Consider the following 15,346-nt stretch of genomic DNA (forward strand, 5'->3'; position numbering starts at 1 on the left):
CCTGAGCCTGCGGGGAGAGGATTCGGCACCTTTCCGGGCCGCGCTTTTCTGTCCGGTCGCCGGACAGCCGGCGCGACATCCGGGGCGCCACCATGGTTTCCGTGCCCTGGCGGATCGTGCTCGTACTGCTCGCGGCCGCGGGCCTCCTGACCGCCGCCGAACCCGCAGATCCGCCGGCCCCGGCCGCCTGGTTCCCGAGGGTGGGCGCGCCACCGGCTCCGGGTCCGTTGCCGGACGTCAGCTTCCGCCTGACCGTGGTGGTCTGCACCGACGGGCATCGGCGGCCGATCCGGTGCCCGGACACGCTGTTCGACCCGGCCGCCTGGGAGCCGGCGAAGCTGCTCGAGGCCCGCGCGGCATTCGTCCGCGAGCTCGTCCGCGGCCCCCACAACTGCGACGAGCCACCCGAGGACGCGTACGCCGCGTGCGTGCCGACCGCGACCGGGGTCGAGCGTCGCCTGGCCGAGGAGGGCTACCCGGACAGCACCGTACGCGCGGCGGACGGCCGCCTGGTCTACCGGGTGATCGCCGGTGACGCCTGCATCATCGGCCGCTTCGACCCCGCCACCCGCTCCCGTGGCGTCCAGTGGGTCGCCGGGCTGACCGCCGGCCGCGCGTGCCCGGCGTGAGCCGCTTCGGCCTCCGGACGGCGGCTCCTTCCACATCCGCACCTCCCGGGCGACGCTGGGTCGCCTACGGCGGCGGTCGCCGTGCCCGCCGCGACCCGGCGCCGGCTGGCGCTCCGCCCTTCGCGGTGCGGCCGGAGGCGGCCGACTGGTCACGGCCGATGTCGGTGCATTGGCCAGGGATCAGACTTGTCGCCGGTCAGGGTATAAATCCGATATGTCGTGGCGCGCCAGCGCCCGACATATCGCCGCGCGTCACAGGCGGTACAGCTCCAGCGACGACAATTGCCCCGCGCCCTGGACCGTGTTCGCGGTGAAGACCAGGCGCACGTAGCGCCACTGCGAGCCCGGCAGCGTGATCGTCGCGCGCTGGCCCGAGGCCGGGTCGAAGGTGTACGTCGCCGCGCTCACCAGCGTCGAGAACGTCTTGTCGTCGGCGCTCGCCTGGACCTCGATGCGCTGGCTGCGGGCCGGCCACGCCGTCGAGGGCGGCAACCGCAGCACCGCGCGGCGCACCTGGGCCGGATTGCCGAGGTCGACCTGCACCCACTGCGGGAACGCGTTGCTGCGGCTCTCCCAGTACGTGCTCGGGTCACCGTCGGTGATGTTGCCGGAGCCGTACACGTCCGTGTGGCCGCTGTCGCGGGTGTTGCGGCCCGCGGCCAGGTTGAGCAGGCCGTTGAGGCCGAGCGGGTCGGGGTTGCCGCTGGTCGCCGTGCCCTCGGCGCCCGTGTCGGGCCCCGCCGACGCCGCCGGGCCGCTCGGGCGCGGGGCCGGCGACGACGGGCGGGCCGAGGACGGGCGCTTGGAGCCGCTCGCGGCCGGGGCCGAGCCCGAGGCGCCGGGGCCGAGGCCGGGGACCGGGTAGGGCTCGCCGGCCGCGTCCGGGGCCGCCGGGGACGGGCCGTCCGGCCACGCGGCCACCACGACGGCGCCGAGCGCCAGGACCGCCGCGGCGCCCGCGGCCGCCAGGACCAGCCGGCCGCGTCGGGCGGGGGCCGCCACCGGGCCGGGCTCGGCGCCGAGCGCGAGGACCCTGGCGACCTGGTACGGCTTCGCCGCCGGGTCGCCGCCCGGGTGGCGCTCGGCGAGCTCGGCGGCCGCGGCCCGGCCCCAGTCCGTCGGCTCGCCGATCACCTCGAGGTCCACGCCGGCCGGTACGTCGGTCAGGGCGGCCGTGAACAGCGTGGACAGGGCCGGCCACACGAGGTCGTTGATGTCCAGCCCGGGGGTGCCCACGACGACCCGGTAGCGACCGTCGGCGAGCTGGCGGTACGGCGTCAGGTCGGCCGTCGACTCCTGGGCCGGCACCGGCGCGGGCTCGGGGGCCGGCACCGCGGCGCGGCCCACGGCCGGCGGGAGCGGGCCGACCGGCATCGCGTGCAGGCCGCCGCCGGAGACGCGGACCAGCCAGCCGAGCTCGAGCGCGTAGGTGGCGGCGTCGAGCGCGCGCAGGCCCGGCTGTGGGGGCGTGGACGCCGCGACCTCCTCGCGGCCGTCGGGCAGGCACCGCAGCCGGGCGGCCGGCTCGGGCCACACGGGGTTCAGGCCGGCGTCGAGGGCGTACACCACGACCTCGCCCGACGGCGTGTGCAGGGGAATGCCGTTGACCAGGCTCACCGGCTCGCCCAGCTCGCCGGCGGCGGCGAGGGCGACGGCCCGGCCCGCCCCCTGCCCGGGCCCGAGGACGGCCACATCGGCCGCCACCGGCAGGGCGCGCAGGGCGGCGGCGAGCCCGGGCCCGGTGACGGTGCCGTCGCACACGAGCAGTGGGCGGGCGGGGTCGACGGCGATCGAGCGGGTGATCTCCGGCGCCGGCTCGCTCGACAGCAGCCAGCCGGCCGGGATCGGGGTCGCGTCGAGGCCGCCGTCCGGCCAGGCGGGGTCCGGGAAGCGCAGCCCGGCCGCGACCCGCGGACCGGCCGGGGTGTGCCGCCACCAGCCGTCCGCGGCGAACATCGTGCCGCCGGGGGAGACGACGACCGGGCCGCCCGGCGCGAGCACGGGCAGGCCGAGCTCGGCCGCCAGGGCCGCGGCCGCGGGCTCGGCGGTGTCGAGGAGCAGGACACCGTCGAGCCCGTCGGCGGCAAGCTCCGCGGGCGGGGTTCCATCAACAACCAGCCAGCCGGGCGACGTCACCCGGGCACCCTACCCGAACTTATCGGACATAGATGACGGGCTGCCTCGGAGCGGCCATGTTGCTGCCGATGAAGTACGACGGGTGCGGCGGCTGGTTGTACGCGGTGTTCTGCCACGCGATCGCCTCGCGGTACTGGCAGTCGTGCATCAGCGTGTACAACTTCGTCGTCGTCGGGATCGTCGTGCTGTAGATCCGCAGCGCCGTGTTGTTCGTCGTGGGCCAGACGACCTCCTCGCGCCAGTCGCCGAACAGGTCCGCCGACAGCGACGGCGTGGACTTCGTGCCGTTGTTGGAGTGCACGTCGGAGCCGGTCAGCAGGCGGGTGTCGCCGCTGGTGCCGTACTTGTCGATGTGCGTGCCGTCCAGCAGCTCGCGGGTCGTGTCGGCGTCCCACCAGATCACGAAGTTCGTCGAGCCGGGCTTGCGCGAGGACACCACCACGCCGCTCGGCGAGCGCAGGCCGTCGGCGGCCGCGGACCACGACTCGGCACCGGGGCTGCCGGCCCAGATGTCGTCGGAGACGCCGCGGCCGTTGTCGCCGTTGGCCGGCGTGGTCCACAGCACCTGGCCGGTGCGGGCGTCGGCCATCCACGAGGACGGCTTCGAGCCGTCCTCGTCCACCTTGAACTCCTCGAGGCCGGGGCGGGACGGGTCGAGGTCCCCGACGTGCATCGCGTCGCCGTGGCCGTTGCCGTTGTTCCACAGCTTGGCGCCGTTGTCGTCGATCGCCATCGCGCCGTACACGATCTCGTCCTTGCCGTCCTGATCCACGTCGGCGATGGCCAGCTGGTGGTTGCCCTGCCCGGCGTAGGCGCTGTTGCCGGAGGCGTTGCTGTCGAACGTCCAGCGCTTCGTCAGTGAGCCGTTGCGGAAGTCCCACGCGGCGATGACCGAGCGGGTGTAGTACCCCCGCGCCATGATGAGCGACGGGCGCTTGCCGTCGAGGTAGGCGGTCCCGGCGAGGAAGCGGTCGACGCGGTTGCCGTAGCTGTCGCCCCAGGCGGAGACCGTCCCGCGCGGCGGGTCGTAGCTCACCGTCGACATCGCGGCGCCGGTCTGCCCATTGAACATGGTCAGGTACTCCGGGCCGGACAGGACGTAGCCCGAGGAGTTGCGGTAGTCGGCGTTCGCGTCGCCGATCACGCGCCCGGTGCCGTCGGTGGTGCCGTCCGCGGTCTTCATCGCGACCTCGGCCTGGCCGTCGCCGTCGTAGTCGTAGACCTGGAACTGCGTGTAGTGCGCCCCGGCGCGGATGTTGCGGCCGAGGTTGATCCGCCACAGCCGCTGGCCGCTGAGCTTGTACGCGTCGACGTAGACGTTGCTGGTGACCCCCGACTGGGAGTTGTCCTTGCTGTCGGCCGGGTCCCATTTCAGGATGATCTCGTACTGCCCGTCGCCGTCGACGTCGCCGACCGACGCGTCGTTGGCGCTGTACGTGGAGCCCGGGCTGGAGATCGGCACGTCCAGGTAGCCCCCGCCGGTGAAGCGCAGCGAGGCCGGGGAGGCCGCCTGCTCGGCCCCGCCGACGACCGCCCGGACGGTGTAGGAGGCGTCGGCGGCCGCCCCGCTGTCGAGGTAGTTCGTCGAGTTGGTGACCGTCGCGATGCGGGTGCCGGCGCGGTACACGTTGAACGACGTGTCGAACGCCTCCGTGCCCAGCAGCCGCCACGACACCAGGTTCCCGCTGCCGGAGCGCACGGAGATGAGCCCGCGGTCGAGCTTCTCCATCTGCCGCCCGTTCTCGCCCGAGGGCGGCGGCGAGGTCGAGGGCGTCGGCGAGGTCGTGACGGGCGGCGACGAGGTCGGCGTGGTCGTGCCTCCGGTGCAGGCGATCCCGTTGAGGGAGAAGGCCGCCGGCACCGGGTTCGAGGACGTGTACGCGCCGTTGAAGCCGAACGAGACCGTCGCGTTCGTGGCGATCGCGGCGTTGTAGCCGGCGTCGACCGCCTTGACCGCGGTGCCGGACTGCGCGACGGTCGCGTTCCAGGCCTGGGTCACGGACTGTCCGCTCGCGAACGTCCACGTCAGGTTCCAGCCGTTGATCGCGTCGCCGAGGTTGGTGATGTCGACGTTCGCGCCGAAGCCGCCCTGCCACGTGTTGGTGATGGTGTACTGCACCCGGCAGCCGGCCGCCGCGGCGGAGGCGATGTGCACCGCCGCCACGGCACCGGCTCCGGCCGCCAGGATCGCCGCCGACGCGGCCACTGCTCTTCGCACGTTTCGCTCCCTCATCCGCCGGGCCGTTTCGGCGGACGGTAGCGCCGGTGCGAAGCGTTTCGAAAGACGTCGATCCCGGGACCGCGCGCGACGGTCCCGGGATCGTGAAAGTTACGCTGGGAAAGCGCTTACCCCAGCACGGTCACCCCAGCTTGAACGACTGCGCCCCGGTGCCGTTGCACGCGTACTGCACCAGCTGCACGCTGTCGGCCGTCGACGCCCCCGGCGTGTCCAGGCACTTGCCCGTGGCGCGGCTGACGAAGTGGTACCACCCGCCGCCCTCGGCCACCGGCTGCCACTGCTGGTTGGTGCCGCCGCTGTAGGCCCACAGCTGGATCGGCGCGTTGTCGGCGGTGGACTTGCCGGTCACGTCCAGCGACTGGGCCGGGTTGGCCTGGTTGTCGATGCGGTAGTAGCCGCCGTCGGTCGCCTGGAACCGGTAGTGCTGGGCGTTGGTGCCGTTGCAGGTGTACTGCTGGATCGCCGTGCCGTTCGCGGTGGCGGCCGCGCGGGCGTCGACGCACTTGCCGCTGGTCTTGTTGACGAGCGAGTAGTACGTGCCCGGCTGCAGCGGGCCCGAGGACGCCGTGGGCGTCGGCGACGACGAGGGCGGCGGGGTCGACGTCTGCCCCGCCAGCCACTGGATGCCCTGGATGATCCAGCGGTTCTGGTTCGCGCTCTCGAACGTCGAGGACGTGCGCGTGTTGGTGCTGTAGTTCATGCCGTTGTGGCCGAAGTTGGCGTACAGCATCTTGTAGTTGCGGTTGGTCCAGAGGATCGGGTAGTAGCCGCTGTACCAGGACTGGTTCGGGTCGGTGCCGACCGGGAAGCTGCTCGGGTCGACCGACGCGAGGATGTCGATGTTCGGGTTCTGGCGCAGGTCGTTGCTCCACGAGTACCACTCGGAGACCGCGGAGGTGAACGTCGCCGGCAGTCCGGCCGTCGACGGGTGGCCGCGGTCCTCGACCTTGTACGTGATGCGCGTCGGGCCCCACGTGTTCGTCTGGAACGCGCCGGAGCCGAGGAAGGTGTTGTAGTACCAGCTCCACGAGTTCGGGTCGGTGGTGAACGCGCTCACGTGGAAGCCCATCCAGGCCCCGCCGTTCTGCATGTACTGCTGGAACGCGGCCCGCTGCCCGGAGGGCGGGGCGTCGTCCAGGAACATGATCACCTTGTACTGTGCCAGGCTGCCGGTGTTGAGCCGGCTCCAGTCGGTCGTGGCCTCCCAGGTGAAGCCGTTGGCGGCACCCTGGGCGGGGAACCACTCCTTGGCCTCTTTGTCGAAGTCGATGTGGGCGGCGTCCCAGGTGCCGTTGTAGAAGGCGAGCACCTTGAACGGGGTGGCGGCGAGGGCGGGCCGGATCACGAGGCCCACTCCCAGCAGCGTCAACAGGGCAAGCGCGGCCAGCGCCAGCTTTCTGCGCACGGTTGGGGGTTCCTATCGGGTGTAGGCGGGTGAGGGGTGGGCGGATCCGCTCAGTCGCATCATCGGGCATCGATGAGGCTCCGCACAAGGTAAAGAACCCTAATAGTTAAAGTAAGTCGCCAATTAAGTGAAACCGCAGCTCCTCCGGCCCGATCCCGATCACCGAGGGTCCGGTGATCGCCACGGAACTCATGCCCGGCCCGGCCGCGGCGTCGAACAACAGCCCGGCCGCACCCCACACCTGCAGCCGCCCGTCGATCAGCAACGCCAGCCGCTCCCCGCCGGCATCGAACGCGGCCCCCGCCACCACCGGCGTCCCGGGAATCCGGCGCACCACCTCCCCGCCGGCCCCGACGACGACCGCCCCCGCATCGGTGAGCACGACGCGCCGCCGCCCGTCACCGCTCCAGTGCACGCTCATCGCCGCCACCCCGCCCAGATCAAGTCCGCCCAGATCAAGCCCGCCTAAGGCGTGTTTGGTATGCCGTCTGATCGTCGGCGTGGCGGTGGTCGATAGATGGGGAGGTCTCCGGTAAGTGGGTTAGCGACCAAGCAATCCTTCATACCGGAGACCTCGTGGCCAGCGTGGCGATGACGAGGCGGCACGATCTCACCGACGCGCAGTGGGCGGTTTCGTCTGTGGTGCGGCCTACGGCGTCGGTTCGTGGGCGGCCGCCGATGTGGAGCAGACGGCAGGTGATTGACTGGGGATCCGGTGGCGGATCTGGGTTGGTGCGCCGTGGCGGACGTGCCGGCGCGCCCTGGCAGACGGTGTACTGGTTGTTCCGTACGTGGCAGCGCGACGGCACCTGGCAGCTGGTGCTGACTGCGTTGCAGGCCCGTGCTGATGCGGCCGGTCGGGTCCGGTGGGATGCAGCGTGGATTCGACCAGCGTGCGGGCACATCAGCACGCGGCCGGTGCCCGACGGGACGGCGCCGCGCAACGGCCGTCGCCGGGCACCGTCGACACCGAACCGGACGATCATGGGTTGCGCCGGTCGCCTGGTCGGCGGACCACGAAGGTCCATTCGGCGTGCGAGCAGGGCGCAAGGCGTCGTCGTTGCTGCTGACCGCTGGTTATCGGGGTGACGGCCGCAGTTTTGTGCCGGTCTCGCAGCGCATCCGGGTGCGTGCACCACGGGCGACGCCTGCCTGGGCCCGCAGACGCTGCACGTGTCCAGCCGCAGCTGCCGGATCCTTCGGGACCCTGCCCTTGTAACTGCGAACCGGCCTTCTGAGGCCGTACTCCCGGCGCTGGCGAGCGGCGGTGATGCTGCGGCATCACCGTGGCGGGGAAGCGGCGGGTCACGCGGCGCTGATGCCGGGACCGCGATTCCACATCGACCCACCTGCCAGCGGCTCGACAAACGCCGGGCGCTGTAACGCCGGGCGCCTACTGAGCGGCGCATCTCCGAAATGCCGGGTGTCCGACCGGCCCTGGCCGATGCTGACGGGCTCTTGGAGGGCCCCCGCACGGCTGTTCGCGAACCCAGGAGAGGCGCACCGCGGGTCGGCCCGGAGGGGCAGCGCGTCGGTCCCGCATCCGCTACGGTCGCCTTCGATGTCGTCGGCGGCGTAGTGGAAGGTCTCGATGAAGCGATCACCTGCGCCGGGTCGCACCCAAGGTTCGTTCCTACCGGGAACACCGCAGAAACCGCAGGAGCGCGCGACGCATTGCCTGTTCGGCTCGGCACCATCCACGAGGGGAACCGAATGTCAAGAATGCAAGCCGCGCTGACGTTGACCGGCGTGATCGCCGCGATGCTGACGCTACCCGCCACACCTGCGCTCGCGTCGTCGGCGACATCGGCGACGGCCGCAGCAGCAGCAGTCCAGCCGGGCCACGGGAGGCTCGTTCCGCCCGGCACCGGGTCACCGGACATCGAACAGGTCCGCCAGTCCATGTCCGCGGGACTGCCCACCTGGGCCAAGTGCTGGGAGCGGGTCAGGATCTACGCACCCAGCAACGGGCGATATGTGGCGGTGGAGAAAGAGGGCATGCCCCTCGGCTACACCGGGTTGCTCCGCGCGAGGACGCTGCCGGCAGAGCTCGGCACATGGGAGGAGTTCAAGGTCTGCCGGGTCGACGAGACCTGGGAAACCCAGATCTGGTCGTACGGCTCGCCCATGATGATGGTGATGGCGTCCACCATTCCCGGAACGCCTAAGGGGCTGCTCCTCGCCTACGAGAACGAGCACGCGAGCGGCAACCACGTGACCTTCACGACGATCAAGGCGCCCTATCAGGACGGCGCGACGACCTCGACCTGGTTCTACTCGAAGTCGGAAGGGCTGTACGTGTCGAACCAGCTCGACTACAAGAACCTCCTCAGCGGGAGCCTTCGAGCCCGGTTGGGTTCGGTCGGGCCGTGGGAGTGGTTCACCTGGATATAGCGCAAGCCAGGTAGCGCCGGCACTGCCCGGCGGCCGTGGATGCTCCGGTCACCTCACGTTCCGGAGCATCCACGAGACCGAGCTCTCTCCGAAGGCGTGTTTGGTAAGTGGGGTCAGAGCCACTCGTTGATCGCGGCGATGGTGACGGTGGCCTGGTAGCGCACCGCAAGCTTGTCGAAGCGGGTGGCCATGCCGCGGTTGCGTTTGAGCTGGTTGATACCGCACTCCACGGCATGACGCTGCTTGTAGAGCTCTGGGTCGAAGGTTGGCGGTCGTCCGCCCTTCGACCCGAGCTTGCGCCGGTTCACGGCATGATCAGCCTTGATCGGGATCGTCGCCCGGATACCATGCCGGCGCAGATAGGCACGATTCGCCTTCCCGGCGTATGCCTTGTCGGCAAGCACCCGGTCCGGACGGGTCCGCGGCCGGCCCCCACCAGGACGCGGCACCCGGATGCGTCGCAGGACCGGCGCGAACTGCGGACTGTCGCCCCGCTGACCAGCGGACAACAGGAACGACAACGCCTTGCGCCCCTGCTCACACGTCAGGTGCACCTTCGTCGTTCGCCCACCCCGCGACCTGCCCAAGGCGTGATCGTCCGGCTCGTCATCGACCCAACCCGGCGGCTCCCGCTGCGAACCACCGTCACGGCGGGCGCCGGCGGCGTGCTGATGCGCCCGGACGCTGGTGGAGTCCACACTGACGTCCCGCCGCACCCGACCAGCGGCATCAGCGTGCGCCTGCAACGCAGTCAGCACCGCCTGCCACGTCCCGTCCCGCTGCCACCGGCGGAACAACCAGTACAACGTCTGCCACGGCGCATACTCCGCCGGCACGTCACGCCACGGCGCGCCCACCCGGATCCGCCACCGGATCCCATCGATCAACTGCCGTCTGCTCCACTTCGGCGGCCGCCCACGCGCCGACACCGCAGGCAGCACCGCGGCCAGAACCGCCCACTGCGCATCGCTGAGGTCATGCCGCCTCGCCACCGCTACGCTGGCCACGAGGTCTCCGGTATGAAGGTTTGCTTGGTCGCTAACCCACTTACCGGAGACCTCGCTACGTTTCGATCACCGCCACACCGACGAACGGCCACCAGCCCAACGACTTACCAAACACGCCCTAGTAGTGCTTTGTTAGGTCTGTCGATGGTTGTTGCGGCGTAACGGTTGCAGCTTTCGACGGCAGGTGGGGCATGCGCCGGTCCAGGTTGCGAGCAGGAGTTGCAGCTCGTGGATGACCTTGTAGAGGGTCGGGCCGGCGCATCCGCTTTTGGGTCGAGTCGCAGCATGGTGATGAACAGGTGCGCGGCGGTGACGAGGGTGACGTGGCGGTGCCAGCCGGTCCAGGAGCGGCCTTCGAAGTGGTCCAGGCCGAGACCGGTCTTCAGTTCGCGGTAGTCGTGCTCGATCCGCCAGCGGATCTTGGCGGTGCGGATCAGATCCGCGGCGGGAGTGTCGGCAGGCTGGCTGGAGAGCCAGTAGGTGACGGGTTCGGGCTGGCCCTCGGGCCATTGCGCGATCAGCCATCGTTCGGGGAGGCTGCCGTCGGGGTTGCGGGTGATGCGGTGCCCGGCCGGGCGGACGCGCAAGAACACGAACTGGGACGTGAGGGTGCCTTTGCTGCCCTCACGCCAGGACACGGTGACCGCCGCGTCACGGCCGGCGTCGGTGATGTGCTGGGCGACGCTGACCGCATCGTCCGGGTAGTCCGGACGGGTGCGGGTCGGTGGGCGGCCTCGTCCCGGCCAGGTGCGTGGCACGGGTGTGGCGTCGGCGGGGTGGACGAGAGTTTCAGCTTTGACCTGGACGCTGTAGGCGATGCCGCGTGCGTCGAGGGCGGCCCGCAACGGGCCGCTGTCGCCGTAACCGGAGTCCGCGACGACGAGGGGTGGCTGCACTCCGTATTCGGCGAGCCCGTCGAGCATCTCGATCGCCAGCATCCACTTCGGACGGTGGCCCTCATCGTCCGGGATCGCGGACTTGCTGCGCCGTTGCCGCGCCGCCTCGGTCACCGCCTCGGCATCAACCTCGACCGCAGTGGGCGGCACCGGCGCGGCAGCCCGGGGGGCGTTGGCCAAGGTCTTGCGCTGCTTGGCCTTGGCTGCTTGCACCGCCGCCGGTCCGGCCTTGACAGTGTCCCACGACTCGGGCAGAAACAACCGCCAGTCGAGGGGACACGACGCGGTATCGGTGACCGCGTGGACACTGACCCCGATCTGGCAGTTCGCGACCTTCCCGAGGGTGCCGGAGTACTGCCGGGCCACGCCCGGCGAACCCGAGCCGTCCTTCACAAAGCCGGTGTCGTCGATCGCCCACGCGACCGGTTCGACCAGGTCGACCGCCCAGCGAGCCAGCCGGGCCCGCACCGCCGCGGTGTCCCACGTCGAGGTCGTCACGAACTGCTGCAACCCCTGATGATCGACCCCAAGACGTTCTGCCATCGGCTGCATCGACTTCCGCCGCCCGTCCAGCAGCAGCCCCCGCAGATATGTCACGCCTTTCGCCCGTTGATCCGACCGGGCCAACGGCGCGAAAACCTCCGCCGCGAACGCCTCCAAGCGTTGCCGCACAATCGAAAGCTCGTCAGGGGTCACCAAGGCATGAAACTACTCGCCCGACCCAGGCGACCCCACGACACGCCGAACCTAACAAAGCCCTACTAGATCGAAACTGACAACAGGGTCGCCGGGCAGACCGCGCGCCGGGTCGTGGCCGGAGCCGGGCGCGCCCGGCGGATCGATCGCCGGACGGACGCGGGCCTCGAAGGCGCCCGGTGGGCCGATCGTCAGGAGCGAGCCGTCGACGCGGGCCAGCGTGCGGCCGTCCGGGGCGAACGCGGCCGGCGCGGCCCACGGGCTCGTGGACAACTCGCCGGTCGCGAGATCCAGCACGTGCACCGCGTGGCCGAACCCGGCGATCCGCCGGCCGTCGGCGCTCCAGTCGAGCTCCTCGAGCGGCTCGACATTCTGGTCCTCGACTTCGGGGCCGACGCCGTGGGCCGGGCCGAAGCCGTCGGCGTGGACGGCGGCCAGGTAGAGCGGGACCGCCGTGCCGGTGTAGCAGGAGACGGCGACGCGGGTGCCGTCGGGGCTGAAGCACCAGCCCGGCCCGCGGCCCCATCCGTCGGTGAGGTCGAGGGCGGCGACGGGATCCGGGCTCGCGCCGAACGGGTCGAACAGCCCGACCCGGTTGGTGTCGAACACCGCCCCGACCCGTGCGCCCGCGGGGTGCCAGCGCAATCGGCCCGGCATCTCCCGGTCGCTGATGAAACTGATCCCGCCCGGGATGCCGCGCACCACGTTGACCCGGGTGCCGGTCGCCGTGTCCCACAGCTGCAACTCGCCGCCGCCGTCGTAGTCGTCGCCCGGATCGGTCCCGACGGCGAGATGCTTCCCGTCGGGGCTCACCGCGTGGGCCAGGATCTCGTTCACGCCCCGACCCTAGGCCCCGCCCGGTGTCAACCCAGGGTCAACGCCGATCGCCTCGGCGGCGCCCGCAAGCCCGCTTCCGCGGTGGTTGCGAGCCGGCGGCGGCGGTCGTGCGCCGTCAGGCGTGGTCGGCCATGGCCCGGTGGGTGGCGGGGGCGAGCTCCTCGGCCGCGTCCGCGAAGGCGTCGGCCGCGGCGGACGGGTCGAGGGTGGCGGCGACCGCGCGGGCCCGGCCCCGCAGCGCCATCGCGGCGGTGACGGCGGCCCGCAAGCGGTCCGCGGTGAGCCGCTTGTGCGGCAGGATGACGCCTGTCCCGGCCTGCTGCACGCGCCGGGCCACCTCCGGCTGGTCGCGCCCGAACGGCACCGCGACGACCGGCACACCCGCCGCGACCGCCTTCGTCACGATCCCCATGCCGGACGGGCAGACCACCGCGGCCGCGCGGGCGAGGACCGGGCCGTGCGGCACGAACCGCTCGACGCGCACGTTGTCGGCGGCGGGGAGGGAGACGTTGTCGTAGGCGTCGGCGAGCGTGACGAGCACCCGCACGGGCGAGGTCCGCAGCGCCTCGACGGCACGGACCGCGAGGGCCTCGTCGGCCTGGTAGTGGGTCGAGCAGGTGACGAGGACCCACGGGTCGCCGGGCTCGGTCAGCCAGGTGGGGGCCTCGGCCGGCGGGTCCCAGGTCGTGCCGCCGACGAGCCGGACGTGCGCGGGCAGGTCGGTGCGCGGGTACTCCAGAGGCGCCCCGGTCAGCCCGATGACCCGGTCCGGCTGCTGGTGGTAGTCGAGCGGACTGGCGAGCGCGGGCAGGCCGAGGGCCGTGCGCAATGGGTTGAGGCCGGGCAGCAGCATGCGGCCGTAGACGCGCTCCACCACCTTCCACAGCACCGCGTCGCGCACGGCGGCGACGGGGCCGCGGCCCGGGGCGAGGCCGAGGCTGTACGGCGGGATGCCCTTGCCCTTCAGGCCCAGCACGGACGGCACGGTGATCGCCCACGGCCTCCCGCTGGTCTGGGCGAGCGTGGCGGCGCCGAAGGTGTTGGTGTCGACCAGCAGGGCGTCCGGCGCGTGTCCGGCGATCGCCCCGCGCAGGTCCTCGATCTCCCAGGCGCCCCGGGCGAACAGGTCGGCCATCTCGTCACCGCTGCCCGAGCGCTTGACCGAGGCGTCGATGCGCGGGTCGGCCGGGGTGGCGTCGAGCCCGGCCGCGCGCAGGTCGGCCACGAGGCGGGCGCCGGTGCGCACGTGCACGTGATGGCCGCGGTCGCGCAGCCGCAGCAGACCGGGGACGAGGGGGAAGACGTGCCCGGCGGCGGGCGGGGTGTACACCAGGAAACGGCTCATGACGGAGACTCCAGACTCGACAGTATCGATGTGATCAGCAGTGCGACGGTGTGCTCGGCCTGTTCGGCCGAAAGTCCTTCGTGGACGGTCAGGACGATCCAGAGCTCGACGCCGGTGACCCCGGCCAGGCGGGAGCGCGTGAGTGCCGGCGCGTCCGGGAAGGCGGCGGCGAGCCAGGCCCGGTGGGCGATGCGGCCGCCCTCGGCGTTGCGGGCCAGGGCGGGGGAGCTGTCCTCCTGCTGCAGGGTGCGGGCCAGCGCCGGCGCCCAGCGGCTGTAGTGGCGCCGGAACGCCGCCGCCACCGCGGCCGGGTCGGGCCCGGGTGGCGCCCCGAGGTCGGCGGCGACCTGCGGGCCGACCCACGCGCCGACCGCCTCGATCAGCCCGTCCTTGGTGCCGGCGCGGCGGATGACGGTCTGCAGCCCGACCCCGGCCCGCTCGGCCACCGCGGCCAGGGTGACCTGGTCGAGGGGGCGCTCGACGAACAGCTCGAGCGCCGCGGCGAGGACCCGCTCGGTGTTGCTGTCGGCAGCGTCAGCGCGGGCCCGCTGCCGGTACGTCCGGGGTGTCGTATTCACGGTAAGGACGTTACCGCGAATTTAGGAGATTGGTCGTCGGGTAGGCGACTCGGCGGCGAGGACAGGGTCGTGGTTTCCGCCGGCTGCCGGTGCTCGGGCCGCTTCGCGATCGATCAGGCGCTGGCCGAGGCGTAGGGGCCGGGGAGCTCGCCGGACCCGCGGGCGATCAGACGGGTCTCGACCACGTGCGTCGCCGGCTCCCAGGTCTCGCCGTCCAGGCGGCGGAACAGCAGCTCCGCGGCGAGGCGGCCCATCGCGGCCGGGTCCTGGGCCACCACCGTCACGGCGGGCTGCAGCAGGTCGGCGAGCGGGAAGTCGTCGAAGCCCACGAGCGCCACCGACGTGTGCCGGTCGCGGCTGCGCAGGGCCCGGATCGCGCCCAGCGTCACGAGGTTCTGCGCGCTGAAGCAGGCCGTCGGCGGGCGCGGGCCGTCGAGCATGCGCAGCAGCGCCGCCTCGGCCGCGTCCGCGGTGTGCAGGTCGTGGGCGACGTGCGCGGCGCTGCGGCGGATCCCGTGCTCGGCCAGGGCCTCCCGGTAGCCGGTGAAGCGCTGCCGGGCGGTCGCGATCGAGCGCAGGTCGCCGAGGTAGGCGATGTCGCGGTGGCCGTGCGCGACCAGGTGCTGCACCGCGGCCGCGGCGCCGGCCTCGTTGTCGGCGAGGACCGCGTCGGAGTGCAGGCCGACCGGCGGGCGGTCCACGAACACGACGGGGGTGTCCGGGTTCAGCTCGCGGGTGAGGTACGCCTGGTCGTCCCCGGCCGGCACCATGACCAGCCCGTCGGCCTGGCGCCGCGCGAACTCGCGCACCAGCGTCCGCTCGCGCTCCGGGTCCTCCTCGACGCTGCCGGCGAAGATGAGCACCCCGCGCTCGCGGGCGACGTCCTCGAGCGCGCGGTGCAGCGCCGAGGAGAACGGGTTCGCGATGTCCTCCAGCAGCGCGGCGATCGCGGCCGTGCGCCCGTCCGCCCGCCGCAGCCGGCTCGCGGTCATGTTCGGGCGGTAGCCCAGCTGCTCGATCGCCCGCCGGACCCGGCTCTCCTTGGTCGCGCTCACCCCCGGCTCGGCGTTCACCACGCGGGAGACGGTCTTCGGGCTGACCCCGGCCAGCTGGGCCACGTCGCGGAGAGTCGGTCGGGCGTCCACGGTGGCTCAGCGTACCGGGGTCCACGAGTGACAACGATG

11 protein-coding genes and 2 pseudogenes are annotated in these 15,346 nt (G+C 72.1%); 3 read left to right on the top strand and 10 right to left on the bottom strand.

Annotated elements, in window-relative coordinates; all coding sequences use genetic code 11:
• Positions 1 to 101: 101 nt before the first annotated feature.
• Positions 102 to 629 carry a hypothetical protein gene (locus AC6JBM_RS08275; protein ID WP_497983003.1) on the top strand — a complete coding sequence of 176 codons (528 nt, stop codon included), beginning with the start codon at positions 102 to 104 and terminating at the stop codon, positions 627 to 629.
• Positions 630 to 881: 252 nt separating this feature from the next.
• Here AC6JBM_RS08275 and AC6JBM_RS08280 read toward each other — a convergent pair whose 3' ends face one another.
• The 4 genes from AC6JBM_RS08280 to AC6JBM_RS08295 form a co-directional block, all read right to left on the bottom strand.
• A complete protein-coding gene (locus AC6JBM_RS08280) occupies positions 882 to 2,765 on the bottom strand; it encodes a discoidin domain-containing protein (protein WP_497983004.1) in 1,884 nt (627 codons plus the stop codon).
• Between the two features lie 19 nt (positions 2,766 to 2,784).
• Positions 2,785 to 4,998, bottom strand: a complete 2,214-nt coding sequence (locus tag AC6JBM_RS08285; RefSeq protein ID WP_497983005.1) for a rhamnogalacturonan lyase family protein — start codon at positions 4,996 to 4,998, stop codon at positions 2,785 to 2,787.
• A 127-nt stretch (positions 4,999 to 5,125) separates the two neighbouring features.
• Positions 5,126 to 6,409 (bottom strand): ThuA domain-containing protein, encoded by a 1,284-nt coding sequence (locus AC6JBM_RS08290; protein ID WP_497983006.1) that lies wholly within the window; start codon positions 6,407 to 6,409, stop codon positions 5,126 to 5,128.
• A 106-nt stretch (positions 6,410 to 6,515) separates the two neighbouring features.
• Positions 6,516 to 6,830, bottom strand: a complete 315-nt coding sequence (locus tag AC6JBM_RS08295) for a hypothetical protein (RefSeq protein WP_497983007.1) — start codon at positions 6,828 to 6,830, stop codon at positions 6,516 to 6,518.
• A 155-nt stretch (positions 6,831 to 6,985) separates the two neighbouring features.
• Between AC6JBM_RS08295 and AC6JBM_RS08300 the strand changes: the two are divergent.
• Together AC6JBM_RS08300 and AC6JBM_RS08305 are read left to right on the top strand one after the other, a co-directional pair.
• Positions 6,986 to 7,559, top strand: a pseudogene (locus tag AC6JBM_RS08300) (transposase); the annotation flags it as partial.
• A 572-nt stretch (positions 7,560 to 8,131) separates the two neighbouring features.
• Positions 8,132 to 8,803: a hypothetical protein gene (locus AC6JBM_RS08305; RefSeq protein ID WP_497983008.1), complete on the top strand. Its 672-nt coding sequence runs from the start codon at positions 8,132 to 8,134 to the stop codon at positions 8,801 to 8,803.
• A 113-nt stretch (positions 8,804 to 8,916) separates the two neighbouring features.
• On the opposite strand, the gene AC6JBM_RS08310 is transcribed toward AC6JBM_RS08305, so the two are convergent.
• From AC6JBM_RS08310 to AC6JBM_RS08335, 6 genes and pseudogenes are all read right to left on the bottom strand, one after another.
• Positions 8,917 to 9,810 (bottom strand): IS5 family transposase, encoded by an 894-nt coding sequence (locus AC6JBM_RS08310; RefSeq protein WP_497983009.1) that lies wholly within the window; start codon positions 9,808 to 9,810, stop codon positions 8,917 to 8,919.
• A 212-nt stretch (positions 9,811 to 10,022) separates the two neighbouring features.
• Positions 10,023 to 11,402: pseudogene (locus tag AC6JBM_RS08315) on the bottom strand (IS701 family transposase); the annotation flags it as partial.
• A 51-nt stretch (positions 11,403 to 11,453) separates the two neighbouring features.
• Positions 11,454 to 12,239, bottom strand: a complete 786-nt coding sequence (locus AC6JBM_RS08320) for a WD40 repeat domain-containing protein (protein ID WP_497983010.1) — start codon at positions 12,237 to 12,239, stop codon at positions 11,454 to 11,456.
• Between the two features lie 115 nt (positions 12,240 to 12,354).
• Positions 12,355 to 13,584 carry a glycosyltransferase gene (locus tag AC6JBM_RS08325; protein ID WP_497983011.1) on the bottom strand — a complete coding sequence of 410 codons (1,230 nt, stop codon included), beginning with the start codon at positions 13,582 to 13,584 and terminating at the stop codon, positions 12,355 to 12,357.
• Positions 13,581 to 14,162, bottom strand: coding sequence for a TetR/AcrR family transcriptional regulator (locus tag AC6JBM_RS08330; RefSeq protein WP_497983012.1), 582 nt, complete (start codon positions 14,160 to 14,162; stop codon positions 13,581 to 13,583). The genes AC6JBM_RS08325 and AC6JBM_RS08330 overlap by 4 nt, the downstream gene beginning before the upstream one ends.
• A gap of 113 nt (positions 14,163 to 14,275) precedes the next feature.
• On the bottom strand, positions 14,276 to 15,307 hold the full coding sequence (locus AC6JBM_RS08335) for a LacI family DNA-binding transcriptional regulator (RefSeq protein ID WP_497983013.1): 1,032 nt from the start codon (positions 15,305 to 15,307) through the stop codon (positions 14,276 to 14,278).
• Positions 15,308 to 15,346 lie beyond the last annotated feature (39 nt).

Source organism: Dactylosporangium thailandense, assembly GCF_059739745.1.